Annotated in this window: 18 protein-coding genes and 1 tRNA gene; 11 read left to right on the top strand and 8 right to left on the bottom strand. The window is 56.4% G+C overall.

Annotated elements, in window-relative coordinates; all coding sequences use genetic code 11:
- Positions 1-34: 34 nt before the first annotated feature.
- Positions 35-1,000 carry an ATP-binding cassette domain-containing protein gene (locus V5S80_RS08385; protein WP_395170360.1) on the bottom strand — a complete coding sequence of 322 codons (966 nt, stop codon included), beginning with the start codon at positions 998-1,000 and terminating at the stop codon, positions 35-37.
- A gap of 435 nt (positions 1,001-1,435) precedes the next feature.
- Between V5S80_RS08385 and V5S80_RS08380 the strand changes: the two genes are divergently transcribed.
- Genes V5S80_RS08380 through V5S80_RS08370 form a run of 3 tightly spaced genes read left to right on the top strand, consistent with a single transcriptional unit; the run spans position 1,436 to position 3,998 of the window.
- Positions 1,436-2,173: an ABC transporter ATP-binding protein gene (locus V5S80_RS08380; protein ID WP_395170317.1), complete on the top strand. Its 738-nt coding sequence runs from the start codon at positions 1,436-1,438 to the stop codon at positions 2,171-2,173.
- 41 nt (positions 2,174-2,214) lie between these two features.
- Entirely contained in the window at positions 2,215-3,405 is a 1,191-nt protein-coding gene (locus tag V5S80_RS08375) for a hypothetical protein (RefSeq protein WP_395170316.1), read from the top strand.
- Positions 3,402-3,998, top strand: coding sequence for a hypothetical protein (locus V5S80_RS08370; RefSeq protein ID WP_395170315.1), 597 nt, complete (start codon positions 3,402-3,404; stop codon positions 3,996-3,998). Before V5S80_RS08375 ends, V5S80_RS08370 begins: the two co-directional genes overlap by 4 nt.
- 260 nt (positions 3,999-4,258) lie before the next feature.
- On the opposite strand, the gene V5S80_RS08365 is transcribed toward V5S80_RS08370, so the two are convergent.
- A complete protein-coding gene (locus V5S80_RS08365; RefSeq protein ID WP_395170314.1) occupies positions 4,259-4,483 on the bottom strand; it encodes a hypothetical protein in 225 nt (74 codons plus the stop codon).
- Between the two features lie 951 nt (positions 4,484-5,434).
- Here V5S80_RS08365 and V5S80_RS08360 point away from each other — a divergent pair.
- Together V5S80_RS08360 and V5S80_RS08355 are read left to right on the top strand one after the other, a co-directional pair.
- The gene (locus V5S80_RS08360; protein ID WP_395170359.1) at positions 5,435-6,853 is read left to right on the top strand and encodes an amino acid permease; all 1,419 of its coding nucleotides are present in this window, start codon (positions 5,435-5,437) and stop codon (positions 6,851-6,853) included.
- Between the two features lie 53 nt (positions 6,854-6,906).
- Positions 6,907-7,935 (top strand): ornithine cyclodeaminase, encoded by a 1,029-nt coding sequence (locus V5S80_RS08355; protein ID WP_395170313.1) that lies wholly within the window; start codon positions 6,907-6,909, stop codon positions 7,933-7,935.
- A gap of 109 nt (positions 7,936-8,044) precedes the next feature.
- Here V5S80_RS08355 and V5S80_RS08350 read toward each other — a convergent pair.
- Positions 8,045-8,117: transfer RNA gene (locus V5S80_RS08350), tRNA-Thr, on the bottom strand.
- 276 nt (positions 8,118-8,393) lie between these two features.
- Between V5S80_RS08350 and V5S80_RS08345 the strand changes: the two genes are divergently transcribed.
- The 5 genes from V5S80_RS08345 to V5S80_RS08325 all read left to right on the top strand — a co-directional run bounded on the left by V5S80_RS08345 (position 8,394) and on the right by V5S80_RS08325 (position 13,437).
- Complete coding sequence (locus tag V5S80_RS08345) at positions 8,394-9,992, top strand: threonine/serine exporter ThrE family protein (protein WP_395170312.1); 1,599 nt, start codon at positions 8,394-8,396, stop codon at positions 9,990-9,992.
- Positions 9,993-10,085: 93 nt separating this feature from the next.
- Positions 10,086-10,493, top strand: coding sequence for a histone (locus V5S80_RS08340; RefSeq protein ID WP_395170311.1), 408 nt, complete (start codon positions 10,086-10,088; stop codon positions 10,491-10,493).
- A 217-nt stretch (positions 10,494-10,710) separates the two neighbouring features.
- Positions 10,711-12,225, top strand: coding sequence for a trehalose-6-phosphate synthase (locus V5S80_RS08335; protein WP_395170310.1), 1,515 nt, complete (start codon positions 10,711-10,713; stop codon positions 12,223-12,225).
- Positions 12,212-12,571, top strand: a complete 360-nt coding sequence (locus tag V5S80_RS08330) for a 2Fe-2S iron-sulfur cluster-binding protein (protein ID WP_395170309.1) — start codon at positions 12,212-12,214, stop codon at positions 12,569-12,571. Before V5S80_RS08335 ends, V5S80_RS08330 begins: the two co-directional genes overlap by 14 nt.
- Positions 12,572-12,579: 8 nt before the next feature.
- On the top strand, positions 12,580-13,437 hold the full coding sequence (locus tag V5S80_RS08325; RefSeq protein ID WP_395170308.1) for a trehalose-phosphatase: 858 nt from the start codon (positions 12,580-12,582) through the stop codon (positions 13,435-13,437).
- 80 nt (positions 13,438-13,517) lie between these two features.
- On the opposite strand, the gene V5S80_RS08320 is transcribed toward V5S80_RS08325, so the two are convergent.
- From V5S80_RS08320 to V5S80_RS08305, 4 genes are all read right to left on the bottom strand, one after another.
- On the bottom strand, positions 13,518-14,669 hold the full coding sequence (locus V5S80_RS08320; protein WP_395170307.1) for a LacI family DNA-binding transcriptional regulator: 1,152 nt from the start codon (positions 14,667-14,669) through the stop codon (positions 13,518-13,520).
- Between the two features lie 34 nt (positions 14,670-14,703).
- Positions 14,704-15,654: a 23S rRNA (guanosine(2251)-2'-O)-methyltransferase RlmB gene (rlmB, locus tag V5S80_RS08315; protein WP_395170306.1), complete on the bottom strand. Its 951-nt coding sequence runs from the start codon at positions 15,652-15,654 to the stop codon at positions 14,704-14,706.
- Positions 15,655-15,723: 69 nt separating this feature from the next.
- Entirely contained in the window at positions 15,724-17,145 is a 1,422-nt protein-coding gene (cysS, locus tag V5S80_RS08310; RefSeq protein ID WP_395170305.1) for a cysteine--tRNA ligase, read from the bottom strand.
- A gap of 40 nt (positions 17,146-17,185) precedes the next feature.
- On the bottom strand, positions 17,186-17,776 hold the full coding sequence (locus V5S80_RS08305) for a CarD family transcriptional regulator (protein ID WP_395170304.1): 591 nt from the start codon (positions 17,774-17,776) through the stop codon (positions 17,186-17,188).
- A gap of 243 nt (positions 17,777-18,019) precedes the next feature.
- On the opposite strand from V5S80_RS08305, the gene V5S80_RS08300 reads away from it, so the two are divergent.
- Positions 18,020-18,685 carry a hypothetical protein gene (locus V5S80_RS08300; RefSeq protein WP_395170303.1) on the top strand — a complete coding sequence of 222 codons (666 nt, stop codon included), beginning with the start codon at positions 18,020-18,022 and terminating at the stop codon, positions 18,683-18,685.
- A gap of 52 nt (positions 18,686-18,737) precedes the next feature.
- Here the strand turns inward: V5S80_RS08300 and V5S80_RS08295 are convergent, their stop codons facing one another.
- Positions 18,738-19,433 (bottom strand): hypothetical protein, encoded by a 696-nt coding sequence (locus V5S80_RS08295; protein WP_395170302.1) that lies wholly within the window; start codon positions 19,431-19,433, stop codon positions 18,738-18,740.
- Positions 19,434-19,462 lie beyond the last annotated feature (29 nt).

Genomic DNA, 19,462 nt, shown 5'->3' with positions numbered 1-19,462 from the left:
AGCGGTCCCACGGCCCCACCGATGGAGACAAGTCCTAGTCGCGCAACGAACGTCCCGTCAATGACAAAAAGACGTCATCCAGCGTCGGACTCTTGACACTGAGATCAGCAATCCCAATTTTTCCCTCATCCAATGCTCGAATAAGCTCAGGCAAGACACGGCCCGCCCCGCGAACATAGGCATCGACAACGCCATCGCACGCCTCCACAGGGCCGGTAGCGCCATGCGACAACACACGAGAAAAAATTTCTTGCGCCTCCACCTGACGCGCACTGTCGTCAAGTTGCAAAGAAATATGATCCCCAGAAACCGACGTTTTCAAATTTTCAGCCGTATCAGACGCAATTATTTTCCCGTGATCAGTAATGATGATCCTATCCGCCAGAGCATCCGCCTCGTCGAGGTAATGAGTAGTCAAGAAAATAGTCGAGCCGTGGTCATCACGAAGCTTACGAATATGCTCCCACAAGTTACTTCGCGCTTGGGGGTCCAAACCCGTGGTTGGTTCATCAAGAAAAACAAGCCTGGGGTTATGAATCAGCCCCATCGCAATATCAAGGCGGCGACGCTGACCACCCGACATATTCTTCGGCTGACGATCCCACAAACCATCCAAATTAAATTGATCGAATAGTGCCCGCGCACGATGTTCAGCATCTTTTTTTCGCAAACCGTAGAGCATGCCATGATCCATCACTTCCTCACCCGCACGGGCAGTGGACCCCGCAGACCCAGCCTGGCTGACATACCCAATGTTGCGACGTACCTCCACCGACTGGGTTGCGACATCATACCCCGCAACCCGAGCAGTGCCACTTGTTGGTTTCAACAGTGTGGTCAACATTCGCAGTGTTGTGGTCTTGCCCGCACCATTAGGACCCAAGAATCCGATAATTTCACCCGGTTCGACATGTAAACTCACACCATCAACCGCTTTCACGGGTTCTTTGCTACCGCCACGACCAGGGAAAGTCTGAGTAAGGTCATGCGCCTCTATCATCGGCGAACAAGTTTTATTAGGCATGACTCAGATCATGCCAGAAAATTGACATAGCCACACCCGATACAAAAACGAACACACCCCCATCCCCCCAAACACCACCTCCGGTAGCAACCTCGAAACCCAAGGCACGAACGCACGCTAGATAACGAGGCCGTGTCGACCACACGTCATATCAACCACGCTTCCCTGCAAGGCAATTTCCCCACCAGACACAACGGACCTTTAAACAGAACCATTACCCCGATGGTGAACACATGATGCCATCAACGTCACGTACCCCGACGCCACATCATTCCCCGTCGGGTACTCCACTCAGTATCTGACCACCGTCATGTCCGGCCCCCAAAAGAGGGCACACCCAAGGATGTTAGCCCTACTTAGTATAGGTTACTGGTGTTATTACCGTCCCCCACAAAGGAACTGAACCGTCCCATGACACCTGCCCTCCTCACGCGACAACTGCACTTTGGCTACCGGGCTGGTCACCCCGTTCTCCACGATGTTTCCTTCACCGTGGACGGCGGGTTTTCCGTTATCTTGGGGGCCAACGGTGCAGGTAAAAGCACACTCATGAGACTCCTCGCCGGCGAAGAGCGCCCACCCAAAGGCACAGTATTCATCCACGGAAGCCCCACCCACACCTCACGATTAGGCATTCACCCATGGCGACAACACCTCGGTTGGGTACCACAACATAACCCCGCCGACCCCGCCCAACGAGTGACCGACTTCGTCACCGACGTTGGCTGGCTCCGCGGCCTCTCCCATCGTGACGCACGTCGGGCAGCCAAGGAAGCCATCGCCCGTGTGAAATTAGAAGACAAAGCAACCAGCAGGATACGAACGCTATCCGGAGGGATGCAGCGTCAAGCCATGATCGCCGCAGGCATTGTCCACAACCCATCCATTGTTCTTCTCGACGAACCCACCGCAGGGCTCGACCCCAACCACCGAGCTGACGTCACCGCCATACTGCGTCGCCTCGCTAATAATGGAACCTCAATCCTCATGTCCACCCATGTTGCCGCCGATGTCACCGACGCCCAACGGGTCCTCGTCCTCGACAGCGGAGCCATCGTGGCCGATAGCCCAGTCGATATTCTCATCTCTCAGCACGGAAGTGTTGATGCCGCGTTCCGCGCTACTACTGGGCACGGTGATCACCGTTGAGACTCCTGCGCTACCTCCCAGTGCCGCTATTCGGAACGATCATGATGGTCGCAGCCAATCACGCAACTAGCCTGGCTGGAACATGGCCACAAGCAACATCACTAGTCGCCACGATGACATCAATCACTGGCGTAATACTCGCAACCATTGCTGCCTGGGACGCCGGCCACCGCACTCTCTCCTACCAACGCGCGACAGCAACCTCCGCCCTGCGGGCACTAACCGTCATCACCGGCCCAGCCGTCCTGTGCGCTCTGGTGACCTTCCTCAGCATTGCAGCAGTGACTTCCCTGGCTGTCCTCTCCGTCGATACCGGCGGACACCCCTGGTGGCTCACGATCCTCAGCTCACTGATGTGGTTAATCATGTGCGCCGTCGCGGGGACCGCAACAGGCTACGCCATCCACCGGCCAAGCCTGGCAGCTGTCACAGCACTGCTGGCATCAATCCTATGCGTCATCTCCTCAATGAAAGCACGAGAAAACGGCTGGCTCCCCCGCCTGATATTCCTCCCCGGAAGCCCGTTAGAGGTAGTCACCCGCCAACAAGTCCTGTGGATTATCTCTCTCCAGATCGTCAGCGTCCTAGTACTTATTACTGTGACCCTTCTTGCCCTAGCAGCACCCATCAACCGGCGATGGGCCCTATCGTCTGGAGTTGCCGCCCTTAGCACCACTATGGCAGCAGTAGGCCTGGGCGCATCGGGAACAAATATCGGTATGGAGCCACGCACCACATCCACCGCACAAGCCGTCTGCACTGCATCAATCAAAGGCGCAAGCTTCTGCAGCTGGCCAGAAGATAAACACACCGTCGAAGGCACAAGCAAGCACTGGAACGACTTCATTACCATCCTGCACACAGCCGGGCTGCCCGTCCCCACGGGCGTGTACGGGCAGCCCGGATCCGGCCATGACCATCAAATGTCAACCGTAGAGCACAGCCCGGCAGGAATATTTTCAGCGACATTCAAGCTCATCGCCGATCATGCAGAGAGCTCACGCACAGGAAACGTATGCCCGGAATACTCGAAGGCTACAAAAATCCTTCACTACTGGTCAATCTATTCATTCCGCACTCCCGATGACCCCGTGTCAATTTTCATTCAGGATTCCAGCCACGACAGGCAGACGCTCCACTGGGTGAAAGACACCCTGTCCACACAAAGTCCCGACGAACAAGCCCGCATACTCGCCCCGATCATTCACCAGGCCATAGGAGGATGCCCGTGATGATCAATCCCTATTTTCATCTCCGCGGCTGGCCCGAGTTCGTCGGTTTTCTCATCCTTGGCATCATTGTGCAATTCCTCGACACACTATCTATCCCCCAACTCGTCGGCCCAGAGCTCCGCCAACCGGTCTTCGTCTACAACCTCCTGCCACTAGTGATGACCGCCTCCGTCCTGGTCCTGTTAGGAAGCAGGTGGAACCCCCACTACGAAGCAGCCACCATCGCCCGCAGTGTCATGCTCACACGAATCGCCATCGTCGGCGTCATTATCGCGACCTGGGCTGGCGTGGCGGTCATGGGGATAATCGCAGTCGGCGTCGCATCAATCCACACCGTCCAGGCAGTATCCTTCGGGACCGCTGGCATCGGACTCGTCTGTGGTGCACGGTGGTGGTTCTCCACACGCACCACCGCATGGCTCACCATCCCCACCATGGCCATAGTGAGCACCATCCACTGGTTCGTCGGCGATCACACGCTCGTCGGAGACACCGTCGGCCGAGGACTATCCAACGAAATCCTCATCATCTGCGTCGCCATCGGCGGCCTTGGCGCAGGAACATGGATCACAGCGGGCCGCGAAATTCAATAAACACAGCCCGACCCTCAACTGCCGAGTGGGGACAAAATCGTTGTTGCCAGCTGTGTCCACTTACTAGGTCAAAATTATCTTCTACGTGCAAGACTCCCGACCGCATAAAAATTAATAATGTGGTCATTACTTCTCAACAGACGTGACCAGACTCGGATGCCACCATGATAGGCAACATTCTAGGATTAGCGTACTTCTCACAAGTATTGACAATGATGTCAAACGGCAGCATCAACTAGTACATCACTCGTGGTCAAAAACTAATCCTTCTTATTTATAAAATATATAATTGTTTGCCAGACCACGCCGACCACCACAATGGCAACGCCAAACCCTAGACCGATAGTACTCAAGCTTTCTTTAGCAATTTCCCAATAATTTCCTTCTCTGACGAGAGGAGCAAGAAGGGAGCAATATACAATCACACCAAGCAGTACAGCAGAAAGCCCTCTAAAAACACGTTGAGGTTCCTTAAATTTATCCACTTTTACCTCACTAATTCACTTCTCCACACGAAATAGCAATTCACCCTAAAAGAAGGATAAGAATAACTATTTCTACACCCTAATGTGGCAACTCCCACTTTCAATCTAGAAAATCACCAGATCTACAGCCACTAAAGGCGATACAACCATCGCATAGAAATAGGAACATAGATCAAGTAGGAAACAACCAACCTAGTATAAAGTGACCCCAGGTTAAACACCCCCAGGACCCACGAACTCCTCACACCGAAATAAGTACGACTATTTGCAGGCATTCTTATCCATGTTCATTGCATCTTCCGCTCCTGCCGAACCAAGAGCGCATGCAAAACCGGCCGGAAGGTTAATTACTCCAGTCGCCGTGCAGATCGCCCCTGACGATACTCGCCACGTCCACTTCGCCGCTGTCCCTCGCCAGCAACTTATCTCCCTGGAGACTACCTTTCACAGCGGGCCGCGAAATTCGCCATAACCCAGGCACAGGCCACACCGAACACCGCGCGAGGGACCCACGAACCACTATCTCCCCACCCCCACGTGAGGGACGTTAACAGGGAGAAAAACAGCACGTTGAGCAACAATCAACCTCTCCCTATATTAACCACTTCATCAACATCCTCGCAGCTCACCGGTGGTCTACCGTGCCATCCCTCTACATAAGAACGAACAAAGGGGAACACTATCTTTTAATTTTCCCTACCCGGCTCCCGGTATGTCACTCCTCATATATGTTGCCTTCTATGACCCAACACCCATTGCACAGATACCCCATCACTGCAACCACCACGAATGCAGCTTAAGGGAAGGCACCCTATGACATCATCAGGACACGAGAACACCTCCGCAGGTGATGATCCACCCCACCGGGACATACATCATCACCCTCGTGGACGCATTCATCCCGACGAAAACACCGGCCTGCAACAGTCCTTGAGCCGCCGCCAACTCCAGATGATCGCCGTAGGCTCAGCCATCGGCACCGGTCTCTTCCTCGGAACAGGAGCTCGCCTGGAACAAGCCGGCCCCGCCCTAGCCCTGTTGTACCTCATCTGCGGTTTTTTTGGATACCTCATCCTGCGGTCGCTCGGTGAACTCATCGTCTACCGCCCGACCTCCGGCTCATTTGTCTCCTACGCCCGCGAATTCTTCGGCGAGAAAGCTGCCTACACAGCAGGATGGATGTATTGGTTCAACTGGGCCATGACAGCCGTCGCCGATGGCACCGCCATCGCTATCTACATCAGGTGGTTTGGCCACTACAGTAAATTTGTAGCCAGCCTGCCACAATGGCTTCTCGCCCTCGCTGTTGTCCTCAGTGTTGCAGGGCTCAACCTTGTATCCGTCAAAGTCTTCGGCGAGTTGGAATTCTGGTTCTCCACGATCAAAGTTGGCGCCCTGATCCTCTTTCTCATCATCGGTATCGTGTTTGTCATCTTTGGCAGCCCCAACGGGCAACCAACCGGCATTCACCTCCTATCCGAAGGCGGCGGCATACTACCCAATGGCCTCCTACCCGCACTCGTCGTGGTACAAGGCGTCGTCTTTGCCTACGCCGGCATCGAACTCGTTGGAACAACCTCCGGTGAAGCTCAGGATGCCCGAAAAGAAATCCCCAAGGCCATCAACCTCGTCATACTGCGTATCGCGGTGTTCTACTGCGGCTCAGTACTCCTGCTATGCCTCTTACTTCCCTACACCACCTACTCCGCAGGAGAATCCCCCTTCGTCACTTTCTTCGCCTCCATCGGCGTCGATGCCGCAGCACCGATTATGCAACTCATCGTCATTACAGCAGCACTATCGTCGCTCAACGCGGGCCTCTACTCCACGGGCCGGATCATGCACTCCCTAGCATTGGAGGGCTCCGCTCCACGTTTTGCAGCCAAACTCACTCGCTCCGGCGTCCCCTATGGAGGAATTCTGCTCACAACGGTCGTAGCATTAGCCGGTGTAGGCCTCAACTACGTCGTCCCCGAGCAGACCTTTGAAATTGTCCTCAGCCTCGCCGCCCTGGGCACAATGGCAAGCTGGGCCACGATCACCTTGTCTCACATGAAGTTCGTGTCACTAGCCACCAAAGGTGTCTATCACCGTCCCGCATATCAAGCACACCTGGCCCCGTACAGCAACTACCTCATCCTCGGTTTCCTCGCCTGTGTAATCCTATTGATGGCATGCGACTACCCCGTGGGAACATGGACTCTCATCGTATCCCTGTTGTTTTTCCCCGCCCTGGCAGTGGGCTGGAAGATCAACCGCAGCCGAATCATGGCAGCTCTTGACGCCCGTCAAGCACAACGCACAGCAGAACAACACAACAACACGCACGACCGACAGCAAGGCATCACCACGGAACAACCACCCGGTTAGGACACAAAAACCCTATTCACCCCACCTAATCAATGTGAAGGAGCACTGTTTTTATGACCGGTTTCATCGATGTGAAAGCAATGACAGAATGGATTCAACGCGAAGGCGTCGAACACATCATCACTGGCATGATGGACTACCTGGAGCACGACTACAAGCGGTGGCGTCGCTTCGACAAAATCCCCCGAGTAGCTAGCCACACCCCCCTCGGCGTCATTGAACTCATGCCCACCTCCGATGGAGACGAATACGCCTTCAAGTACGTCAACGGGCACCCGTTCAACCCCGCCCGTGGATTCCAAACGGTCGCAGCCTTTGGCATGCTGTCAGATGTCAATAACGGCTACCCCACCTTCTTAGCAGAGATGACCCTGCTCACCGCACTACGCACAGCAGCCACCTCCGGCATGGTGGCACGCCACCTCGCCCGTAAAGATTCTTCCGTGATGGCAATGATCGGCGCCGGCAGCCAATCTGAATTCCAAGCACTGGGTATGCGCGCAGCACTCGGAATCGACGAGATTCGCATCTACGATATCGACTCAGCCGCCGTGGATAAATTCGTACGCAATATCGAACCACTGGGCTTCCACATCCACAAAGCCAGATCAGTAAGCGACGCTGTCGAGAACGCAGACGTCATCACGACCTGTACCGCCGACAAAGCTCAAAACACCATTCTCACCAATGACCACGTCACCGACGGAGTACACCTCAACGCAGTGGGTGGAGACTGCCCCGGTAAAACAGAATTAGAGGCCACGATTCTTGAGAGAGCCGACGTGTTCGTCGAGTTCCCCGAACAGACCCGCATCGAAGGCGAAATCCAACAAATGCCAGCCACCTTCCCCATCATCGAGGTGTGGGAAGTCATCGCTGGACAACGCAAGGGGCGTACCTCCGATCACCAGATCACTCTCTTTGATTCCGTAGGATTCGCCATCAACGATTTTTCGGCACTACGCTACCTCCGCGACTCCGTCACCGGCACCGATCTCGAGGCACATCTGGACCTCGTTGCTGACCCCGACGATCCCAAGGACCTCTTCTCGTTGATCCCGATCCTCTCTCCACTCCCCTAAGTGTGAGCCGGAACGGAGAGAACGCGGAGCACCAACCCTGACCACACATCAGGGCCACCACCCAGCACAATGAATACAACCCGCACACCACAATGTGTGCGGGTTACTGAGCTGGAGATGGGACTTGAACCCACAACCTACGGTTTACAAGACCGTTGCGCTACCAATTGCGCCACTCCAGCACACTGTCCTCGCGCCCAACACTCGCTACAACCATTCCGCCGGCACCAACCAGAGAATATGTCGAACCACGGCCAAGCACACTAAGCCAGCCCCGTCATCATACACGGAACCCAACTCACCACGAAAACACACCCTCCAACCACCGAAAACCCTCCCCAGACACCACACCACACACAGACATCTCGCCGTTCGTTCGTCAACACCTCAGTGTCTGTCGTAGCCTGTCACCACACACTCCTCGACCACCCCGATCAGTGAAGGCAACGATCGCCCCCATGGATTTCGTCTCAGGATTCAGCCACATATTCCGACGCATCGCCGGCTCACGCACCACCGGACCCCACACGGGCGGATCCAATCCTGTCGCCACCATCGACGCCGTCAAAGCAGCACCAGCACCATCACCACTCAAACCCATCGACTTCACCGACGCCGACGAAATCAACGCCGTGCTCGACCTCGCAGCACGCATCGGAGATGTCCTCCTCGCCAGCGGAATGAGCAACGGGGATGTCAAAGCCCACATGCACGCCATCACCGAAACCTACGGTATCCACGATGTCCACGTCGATATCACACTGAACACACTCATGCTCTACACCACGATAGGCCCCACCGAAGGAGCCCTATCAGCATTCCGCGTCGTCAGTAAACTCAGCATGGATTTTGCCCGCCTAGAAGAAATTGATGTCCTCGTCCGACGCATCCTCACCGGCGGCTACACCCGATCCCACGCAGCCGACGAACTCCACAGAATCGTCACAGCACCACCCACCTACAACCCCATCTTCATCCTCATCATGTGGGGCTTCTTCACCGGATCTGTCGCATTCCTCTTTGGCGGACACCTCACCGACGCCACCATTTCCTGCCTATCCGCCATCGTTATCATGTGGGGCTCCGCTGTCCTCGCCAGCCGAGGGCTCCCCCTCTTCTTCCAAAACGTCTTCGGCGGACTCTTCGCCCCCTTCCCCGCCGCCCTTACATACCACCTAGGAAACCACTACGGCATAGAAATTAACCCCTCCGTCTGCATCGGCGCCAGCATCGTCGCCATGCTCGCCGGGCTCACCCTCGTCCAAGCACTCCAAGACGGCATCACCGGCGCACCAGTTACAGCCTCCGCCCGATTCTTCGAAGCCGCCCTCTCCACCGGCGCCATCATCGCCGGCGTCGGCTTCGGACTCAGCATCACCACCCGCCTCGGCATCCCCCTACCAGCCTTCGAAGGCTCAGCATCCTCCGACGTCGTCCGCAACGTCGTCATCACCATATCGGGCGCCGTCGCCGGCGCATTCTTCGCCGTCGCCTGCTTTGCACGCCTCAGATCCACCGTCATCACCACCATCACCTCACTCATCGGCGCCGCCTTCTATTACATGATCCTGCTCCCCACCGGCTTCGGTCCCATCGCCGCCTCGGGCATGGCCGCCACACTCATCGGCCTCTTCGGCGGCCTACTCTCCCGTCGATACATGATCCCACCACTTATTACCGCTGTCTCCGGAATCACCCCACTCCTCCCCGGCTTCGCGCTCTACCGCGGCATGTACGCCATCCTCAACGAACACGCCTCGGCTGGTTTCTCCTCCGTGGCCACCGCATTCGCTATCGCCACCAGCCTCGCAGCAGGCGTCGTCCTCGGGGAATGGACAGCACGCAGACTACGCCGACCACGAATAGCCACCGCCTACCGCGGCGTCCGAAACATCATCCGCCGGCCCCTCGCCGTCAAAGCGCGCACCGCTGGCCGAAGCACTCCACGCCTCATCACCACCCCCGACACGCCAGCAACTGGAGGATCCATCCGAGCACGCTGGCGCAACCGTTCCTACAGAACAACAAAAACACGCTCACAATGGCGTCGCCAATAAACCAAAACCCATGGTGGCTACCACGAAACCCGCCGTGTGAGCTACCATTACACTGTTCACCATCCATCCCAGGAGGATTTTCCAGGAGGATTTGTGCCCCCTAAGGTCACTGATAACCGGGCAACCAACGCAGAATCACTGCACGCCGTCGAAGAAGACACCGCCATCGCGGCCCAGCGCATTGTCGCCACTTACTCGAAGGACTTCTTCGACTACACCACACTGACCAGCATGCTGGGTGTCGAACCCAAAGGGCTGCTCTACCGACGCGTTGCCAAGGAACTCGGCGAGCCCGAAACCCCCGGTAAAAAACCGGAAAAGAAATCAACCAAGAAAACCAGCAAAAAAACAACTGGTAAAAAAACCACCAGCAAGGGCACAAAAAAAACAACCAAAAAGTCGACCAAGTCCTCAGCCAAAAAGAGCACCAAAAAGTCGACCAAGAAAACCACAAAGAAATCGACAGCGAAAAAATCGACTGCAAAGAAAACATCAAGCTAGACAACATCAGGGCACTACCGCCTGTGGGGCACACACCCCAGCGACCACGCACCACGCTGCACCCGCGCGGGCGTGGTCGCTTTTGCTATACACAGACTCTCAACGCACTTATACCATCACCGGTCGCTGCACACACGCGACACCACTACCCTGTAACAGAGAATCCTCTACCACTACGTCGAAACCACACCTCGACAACAACGAAAGTACTAACACCATGCCTTCTCACAACACCACCACAACCACCACCCACCGCCCCCCTGTGAAAGACACCTACTCCTTCATCGTCGTCGCCAACCGATTACCCGTCGACATCGAAGTCAATCCAGACGGAACCAAACGCTTCGAACCAAGCCCCGGCGGACTAGTCACCGCCCTCAAACCCGTCCTCAAGGAACACAAAGGCGCATGGATCGGCTGGCCCGGCGGAACATCCAAAGGCCCAACAGCAACACCCGTCGCCGGGCCATTCACCACCGACGACGACATCACACTCATCCCCATGGGACTCACTGAGCGTGATTACAGCGAATACTACGAAGGATTCTCTAATGCGACGCTGTGGCCGCTCTACCACGACCTCATCGTGAGACCAATCTTCAAACGAAAATGGTGGATAACCTACCGCAACGTCAACACCCGGTTCGCCATGGAAGTCGCAGCACGCGCAGCACACGGTGCAACAGTATGGGTACAGGACTACCAACTACAACTTCTCCCCGGCATTTTGCGACAAATGCGGCCCGACCTAAAAATCGGCTTCTTCCTCCACATCCCCTTCCCACCCGCCGAGCTTTTCCGACAACTGCCATGGCGCGAGGAAGTCGTCCGCGGCCTACTCGGTGCGGATGTCATCGGATTCCACTCCATCCACAACGCCTCTAACTTCCTCGAGTTAGCCCAGGATGTCGGAGGCTTCGCAACACCAAGCACCGGCCAACCAGAAAACCTTCTTGTACAAGGTAAAGCCAGCATGCGGGAAATTACCGCAAGAATTACAGCCTCTGACGGTCATTCCGTTGGCGTCGGCGTATTCCCCATTTCAATTGACACGACCTCCGTCACCGCAGCTGCCAAACATGCCAGCGCATCCAAGGTACGCTCCGAATTGGGCAACCCCACCACAGTGATCCTCGGCGTCGACAGGCTCGACTACACCAAAGGAATCCTCCAACGCCTCGAAGCCTACGAAGAACTGCTCACAACCGGCGCCTTGGACCCCGATACGACAACCTTCGTCCAAGTGGCCACCCCCTCTCGAGAACGCATTGAGCACTATGAAATTGCTCGCCGACAAGTGGAAGAAGCCGTCGGCCGCATCAACGGACACTTCAGCAGGATCGGACACTCGGCCATCACCTACATACACCGATCCATTCCCTTCGAAGACCTCATCTCCTACTACAAAGCCGCCGACATCATGCTGGTCACCAGCCTCAAAGATGGAATGAACCTCGTGGCTAAGGAATACGTCGCCTGCCACCCCGAAGGCACCGGGTCCCTCGTCCTCAGCGAGTTCACCGGCGCTGCTGCCGAACTCGACGGCGCATACCTGTGCAACCCACACGATATCGATTCAATCAAACGACAAGTACACTCAGCAGCATTCGCCACCAAGAATGAACTGCATGAACGCATGATCTCCATGTTCAACGAGGTCACCCAACATGATGTTCACGTGTGGGCATCAGCATTCTTGACCTGCCTCCGAGACACCAATGACTCCCACTAACCCCACACCGTGCCCGGCCACACCACCCAGCAACACCGCCACGGGCCCAACTCCCGCGGCAACAGCCCATGTGGTCCTCGACGATACCAACCGCGACATCGCATGGCCGGAGGGAACGACCCTGCTCGACGCCATGCTGGATGCTGGCCTCGACGCACCATACGGATGCACAGAAGGCGAATGCGGAGCGTGCCAATGCATCATCACACCTCATGACGATGCGACGAGCACAATGGTGCACAACAACGTCCTCGACGACTACGACATCGAGGACAACATGACCCTAGCCTGCCAAACGATATCCACGACCCCCGGCGGAACCTTCGACGTCAGCTACAATCTTTAGGAGAACGAGTGTTCACCTCGTCCGACGACATCACCCACGCACTTCGCACCGCTGCCCACGCCCGCACTCTCATGCTGGCCAGCGACTTCGACGGATGCCTAGCACCACTCCACGCCGACGCCATGGCCGTCACCGCGAACCCCACAGCGATGAACGCCATCATTGATCTCGCCCGTATGCCCCACACCCACGGCGCACTCGTATCCGGCCGGGACATCGAAAAACTTGAACTCCTCGCCCGCCGAACCGGGCCACAGGGACAAAACATTGCCCACGACAGCCCTGATGATGTCCGCGCAATCTCCGACCTCATACTGGTAGGCTCCCACGGTGCCGAAGCCAACGACGGCAGCGGCGTCGAACCCAATGATGACCAGAAAGCACTGCTCGCCCGTATGATCCATGAGGCCCACGCGATCGCGGACAGCGCCCCTGGCTCAGGAATATTTGTCGAAGAAAAGCCACTCGGAGTCGGCCTCCATGGCATCAAGATGAACAACGAGGAGAAAGAACGAGAACTACAGCAAAGGTTCGCCACCGTTCTCGATTCCCTGCTCCATGGCACCACTGGTTCCTACATGTACGGAAAACACATCCTGGAAGCACAGGTCATGGAGGTAGACAAAGGCACATGGCTAGCCAACGCCCGTGGCCGCTACGATGTTGACGTCATTGTGTACGCCGGCGACGACACGACCGACGAAAACGCTTTCCGCGTGCTCCACGGCAAAGACGTCTCCATTAAGGTCGGTGACTCCGACACCGCCGCCCTCCTGCGTGTCCCAGACACGACTGCCATTGCCGACGTCTACCGACGCCTCGCTGACCTACGCCACGGGTACCTCACTGATCAGGGGCTTATGTAGAGCATCAGCGGCCGCACCTGATCACCAGAGACGCACCCATGACCGGCTGCCTCGCGGAGCGACAACCATCCCATGATGCACTAGCGTGGCGGCCCCACTGTCCGGCCAGGAATCAACGTGGTGTCCAGTAACATCCGCGAGGGCCGCGTCGTAGAGACCTGCCCCGTCAGCACAGCTGTCGCCCCCATGTCGTCCGCTACGTCTCGAATCATCATCTGAAGAACATGCCCCGCAGCCTGCCCCTTGTCCTTATTCGGCTGGGAGATTGTCGTAATACCCTGATCAACGGCCACGTCAATACCATCGAAACCTGTGACGGAAAGATCGCCCGGCACGCTCCAGCCACGCTCTGTAGCATGCTGCATGACAGCGATGGCGAGAGAATCCGTCGTGCAGGCCACTGCTGTGAGCTCCGGATGCGTATCCAACAGCATACGAGCCGCCGCACGGGTGCCCTCAGCGTCGTTGATATAGCACTCCACAATTGGAATCTCCCCCGCCACGTCGGGAGCAACCACCCCAATCGTATCCACGATCCCCTGGACGCGGTGCCGCTGCACGTGCATGTGAGCCCTCCGCAACCTCTGCGCCGAGACCTGGCCAGTATTCGCCTCGCGATCTAAACGAATACACAACACCCCAATATGCCGGTGGCCAGCGTCGATAAGCTGCTGAATGCCCGGCTGAATGGCGGCACGATCATCGATACCAACAAAAGCATAATTCTTCAGTTTCGACGTTGAATACGGCTGATCGCACACCACCGTTGGCAAACCGCGGGACGCAATAACATCCAGCGTCGGATCATCCGCTGCCACCGAATACACCACAAAGCCGTCAACAGCCGCCTGCGCCACCCGATTAATTCCCGACGATGCACGCCCCGGAGCAGCAGGAATGAGCACTAATGACGAATCCAACGCCTGGCACGACTCCGCCAAACCAGCCAAAAAATTCACCGACGAGCGATCCTCAAACGCATACGTGAGCTCATCTGTGAAGAGGACACCAATCGCATCCGCCCGGCGCGTCCGAAGCGAGCGTGCGGCGGGGTCCGGGCCAGCGTAGCCCAGTTTGGCGGCAGTGGCGAAAATCCGGGCCCGTGTCTGGGGCGATAGGTGGTCAGGTTTGTTGTATGCGTTGGACACGGTGGTGCGGGAGACCCCCACGGCTTCAGCGAGCGACGTTAACGTTGCTTTCTGGCCATTCTTGGGGGATCGTCGCGGACTCATGTGTAGTGATCTTAGCGGTCAGGCGCCGCACGAACTATGCCTTTGCCCGACGCTGACGGGCGAATTCGCTGAGTACAACCCCGGCTGCCACTGACGCATTCAATGACTCCACATGATCGGCCATAGGGATCGACATCACAGTGTCACACGTTTCCGACACCAGGCGTGAGAGCCCCTTACCTTCGGAACCCACCACCACGACGACCGGTGTCGTCCCGTCGTAGGTATCCACGGTGTGATCCCCCCCGGCATCCAAACCGACGACCTGATAGCCCTGCTTCTGAAACTCCTTGAGGGCGCGTGTCATGTTCGTCGCTTTCGCCACCGGCAATCGTGCCGCAGTACCCGCCGACGTCCGCCACGCTACCGCTGTCACCGATGCACTGCGCCGCTCTGGAATCACCACACCATGACCACCAAAGGCAGCCACAGACCGAATCACCGCACCCAGGTTCCGCGGATCCGTAATATTATCCAAACACACGATCAAGCCAGGTGACGACGACTCTTGCGCCCGCTCAATCACATCCTGAACATCAACGTACTGATACTCCGGAACCAGCAAACCAAGGCCCTGGTGCATAGCGTTACCAGTCATACGATCCAGTTCAATGCGCGGAACCTCAAGCACGGTAATGCCACGGTCACCCGCAACGCGTACTGATTCCGAGAGACGATCGTCGTTATCGGTTCCCTCGGCGACGTAGAGTGCCGTCGCAGGAACTTTTGCCCGCAAGCACTCTACGACGGGGTTTCGTCCTACAACTAGCTCCGAGCCATGCATATTACGTCGATCATGACGTCCCGATGCCTTCCGCTGCTGCTCAACCTTGCGCTTATGAGCCTTGTGATAAACCCGATCCTCCGCCTTCGGGGTGGGTCCTTTTCCTCTGAGTCCACGACGACGCTGCCCGCCCGAGCCCTTCGTCGCCCCCTTCTTATTCGATTTACGGATAGCACCATGGCCCCGCGTATTACCTGACATTCATCCTCCTTGATTCGCCAATGTTCCCGGTTGCGTTGACCCGGTGTGAGTACTGCTCCTCAGTGATGTTTATTGATCCGCAAGCTCCCACTCGGCCCCAGCAGGAGTATCTGTGACGACGATGCCTGCTGCTGACAACCGGTCACGAACCCCATCTGCTGTCGCCCAATCTTTCTCCGCACGCGCTGTCGCACGAACCTCCAATTCAGCACGGACCAGTGCATCCAAAGCACTGTGTTCTGCACCGGATTCACGGGGGGATGCGAGCCACTTCTCGTCCAACGGATCCACACCCAACACACTAAGCATGGCGCGTACCTGCTCACCAGTGGTAAGCACATTCGTCACGGCGGCGTCGTCACCTCGGCGGGCGGCATCCAGTTGCGAGTTTCCAGAACGCACAACAGTGTGTATCTCAGCCAATGCGGCCGGAACACCAATATCGTCGTTCATCGCGTCGGCAAAAACATCCGTCACCTCGGAACGCTCCAGCGTGCTACCACGCTTCTCCGCCAGATCCGACACTGTATGCACGAACTTCTCCACGCGACGGTACCCAGACGCCGCCTCAAGAAGGGCAGGCTCCGAGAACTCCATCATGGACCGATAGTGCGCCGACCCCAAGTAATACCGCAGCTCCACTGGACGAACCAGGTGCAGCAGGTTCGGCACTGACAACACATTGCCAAGCGATTTCGACATCTTCTCGCCAGCCATTGTTACCCAGCCGTTGTGCATCCAATACTGGGCAAATCCATCACCCGCCGCATGTGCTTGGGCACTTTCATTCTCATGGTGTGGGAACTTCAAATCTAAACCACCGGCGTGGATATCAAACTCTGTGCCGAGATACTTCGTCGCCATTGCCGTGCACTCCAGGTGCCAGCCAGGGCGTCCCGGCCCCCATGGGGTATCCCAGCTTGGCTCACCTGGCTTCGCAGCTTTCCACAACGTGAAATCGCGTGGATCTCGTTTGCCGGTGCCGGCCGATTCTCCCTGGTCCATTTCGTCCAGCTTCTGGCCAGATAATGCACCGTAATCAGGCAGAGTCATGGGGCTCAGGTAGACGTTCCCATCGACAGCGTAGCCATGGCCAGCGTCAATAATGCGCTGGATGTAGTCGATCATTTCAGGAATATGCCCGGTCGCGCGAGGTTCCAACGAGGGTGGTGTGACACCCAACTGATCATAAGCCCACTGAAATTCACGCTCATATGTTGCGGCCCATTCCCACCACGGGCGATGGTGATCAGCCGCCTTATGTAAAATTTTGTCATCAATATCGGTGACATTTCGAATAAATGCCACATCAAGACCCATATGGGTCAACCAATTACGCAAAATATCAAAAGCAACGCCCGACCGCAGATGACCAATATGTGGTGCTGATTGAACCGTGGCACCACACACATACACCGATGCATGCCCCTCACGCAGAGGAACAAAATCTCGCAACTGACGGGACGCAGAATCGAAAATACGTAGAGTCACGCTCCCACCTTATCGGTTCACAGCGTGACCACGCGAAACGCTAATCGTCGAAATCCTCGTCGAGATCGATGAAGTCAGAATCCTCAGACGGTCCAGGCTTCTTCACAACATCGTCGTCCTCACCCATGAGCTTGGCACGATGACGAACAATAGCCTCCTGGGCTTCCTGATACATCGCATCAGCCTTGGCATCATCAGTGCCATCAGCCAACGCAAGCTCCCCCACCAGTACCTGACGAGCTTTAGCCAGCATGCGCTTCTCACCAGCAGAGAGACCGCGATCCTGATCGCGGCGCCACAGATCACGGACGACTTCGGCGACTTTGTTCACATCACCCGAGGCCAAGCGCTCCTGGTTCGCCTTGTACCGACGAGACCAGTTGCCAGCCTCTTCAACATCAGTTTCTCGAAGGACACCAAAGACCTTGAGAAGGCCCTCTTCCCCTACGACATCACGGACACCAACAGACTCCGCATTCTTTTCAGGAACACGAACTGTTAAATCACCCTGATGTAGCTTCAGGACTAAATAATCAACAGTTTCGCCCTTGATGTGACGCTGCTCTTTCTTTTCAATGACAGCAGCACCATGATGCGGGTAAACGACGGTATCCCCAACGTTGAATTTCATGAGTCCCTTCAGATCCGCCACACACGCCCACCGGGTGCGGACAGCTAAACTGGTGTGAAATGACGTTTCAGCCCATTCAGCATATCATTACCCCCTGATTGGCCACGACAAACGTCACATGACTAGGTAGAAATGGCCATACCGCGTTAATGTAAGTGGGTAATTTCTGTGCTCCGAGCAGAAACCCCTGACGCAAAATAAGACGAATACGTGGCTGTCCCACAGCTGCCTATGGAGGACAAAATGTCGTTGAAGTCGGCTTCCCTACGTTCCGGCCTCGCCATTGCTGCTGCCGGTTCCGCACTGACCCTCGGTGCTTGTGGCGCGGGCCAAATTTCCCAAACCGCTAACCAGGTCCCCGCCGTCGATGGAGCCGCTGCCAACGCAGAGAACAACACCATCACCCTTCGTGATGTCACTGTTCAGCCTAAGACCGACGACCACGCCGGAGCTGTTGCATTCACCATCTCCAACGTTGATCCTTCACAAACCCAGCGCACCCTGCAACGCATCAAGGTCGATGGGAAAGAGGTCAAAATTGAGGGAAATACTGACCTCAAGCCTCAGTGCCAAATCATCGGTAACAACAAAGATGCACTCAAAGGCATGGGTGCTCACGAGGTCAAGGCGACGAGCTCCACATCGGAATCCACAGCCGATAGTAAAGGCGGATCACGAGTCAACTGCGTGAGCTACATCCGCACCAGCTTCAACGGGTCCCCAACACCTGGCACCTCCACGACAGTGACATTCACTTTGAACACTGGCGACATCACCCTGACGGCTCCCGTCGCCGAAGCTGTTCCTCAAGCAGGCCAAACGTCCCGCGACCACAAGGGCGTCACCAAGGACAAGTCCGACAAAGCAAAAGACGACTCCAACACCGCAAACGACGATTCCGATCACTAAACACTATGGCGCCATCCCAGTGGCGCCACCAAGCCTCTCCAACCCCGCGCCCTTACGCCAAGTTAAAGGTTGTCGCCTCTGAATGCTGATCACCAACCAGCGTATGCAAATAGTACGACCCATTAGGCACCGCGACCTGACCTGAACAATCCCCCGGTGAAGACGACGTCCGCGACCAGCTCAGCATATAATTCTTGGTCTGCCCCGCGTTGATATCCAACGCCCCCGTTGCTGCTGGGCGATGACAATCCACATCAGACCACACGCGCTGATTCGTCTGCAGATTGTAAACCTCGAACTTCAACTGCGCCTTCGCAAGGTCAACATGACACGAACCCTTCGTTGGGTTATGAGCAATCAAGTAAAAACGCGGCATCTGCCCAGCACTATACGAATCCGCATCCGTACGCGCCTCGATCTGTAGGTCATTCACATCACACGTTGCCTTCGCGTCCGGAGCCACTGACGGTTCCGCTGAATCAGACGGATCCTCCGACTCAGACTCCGTGGGAGCAGACGATGAGTCATCCTCCTCCGATGACGATGGCGACGACGATGACGTCGACGGCGTCGCTGACGACGTGCTAGATTCCGCCGTCGGTGACGACTCCCCGCCACCACTCAAGGACGAAATAATCCACCACAACAACGCGACGATGACAACCACGATGACGCCGGCGGCAATTCGCCGACGATGATAAATCTCGGGTGGATGCGGAAGACCGTTGTAGTTACCTTGAGCGCTCACATCACTAGAGTATCGGGAACGTGGACCCC

This window comes from Corynebacterium sp. PCR 32, from assembly GCF_037464985.1.
Classification (GTDB): Bacteria; Actinomycetota; Actinomycetes; order Mycobacteriales; family Mycobacteriaceae; genus Corynebacterium; species Corynebacterium kroppenstedtii_D.
This window is presented reverse-complemented; position numbering and strand designations above follow the sequence as displayed.

Coding starts and splice junctions, on each gene's coding strand:
- V5S80_RS08385 (WP_395170360.1), bottom strand. CDS start 1,000: ATGATAGAGGCGCATGACCTTACTCAGACTTTCCCTGGTCGTGGCGGT.
- V5S80_RS08380 (WP_395170317.1), top strand. CDS start 1,436: ATGACACCTGCCCTCCTCACGCGACAACTGCACTTTGGCTACCGGGCT.
- V5S80_RS08375 (WP_395170316.1), top strand. CDS start 2,215: ATGATGGTCGCAGCCAATCACGCAACTAGCCTGGCTGGAACATGGCCA.
- V5S80_RS08360 (WP_395170359.1), top strand. CDS start 5,435: ATGATCGCCGTAGGCTCAGCCATCGGCACCGGTCTCTTCCTCGGAACA.
- V5S80_RS08355 (WP_395170313.1), top strand. CDS start 6,907: ATGACCGGTTTCATCGATGTGAAAGCAATGACAGAATGGATTCAACGC.
- V5S80_RS08345 (WP_395170312.1), top strand. CDS start 8,394: ATGGATTTCGTCTCAGGATTCAGCCACATATTCCGACGCATCGCCGGC.
- V5S80_RS08335 (WP_395170310.1), top strand. CDS start 10,711: ATGCCTTCTCACAACACCACCACAACCACCACCCACCGCCCCCCTGTG.
- V5S80_RS08330 (WP_395170309.1), top strand. CDS start 12,212: ATGACTCCCACTAACCCCACACCGTGCCCGGCCACACCACCCAGCAAC.
- V5S80_RS08320 (WP_395170307.1), bottom strand. CDS start 14,669: ATGAGTCCGCGACGATCCCCCAAGAATGGCCAGAAAGCAACGTTAACG.
- rlmB (WP_395170306.1), bottom strand. CDS start 15,654: ATGTCAGGTAATACGCGGGGCCATGGTGCTATCCGTAAATCGAATAAG.
- V5S80_RS08305 (WP_395170304.1), bottom strand. CDS start 17,776: ATGAAATTCAACGTTGGGGATACCGTCGTTTACCCGCATCATGGTGCT.
- V5S80_RS08300 (WP_395170303.1), top strand. CDS start 18,020: ATGTCGTTGAAGTCGGCTTCCCTACGTTCCGGCCTCGCCATTGCTGCT.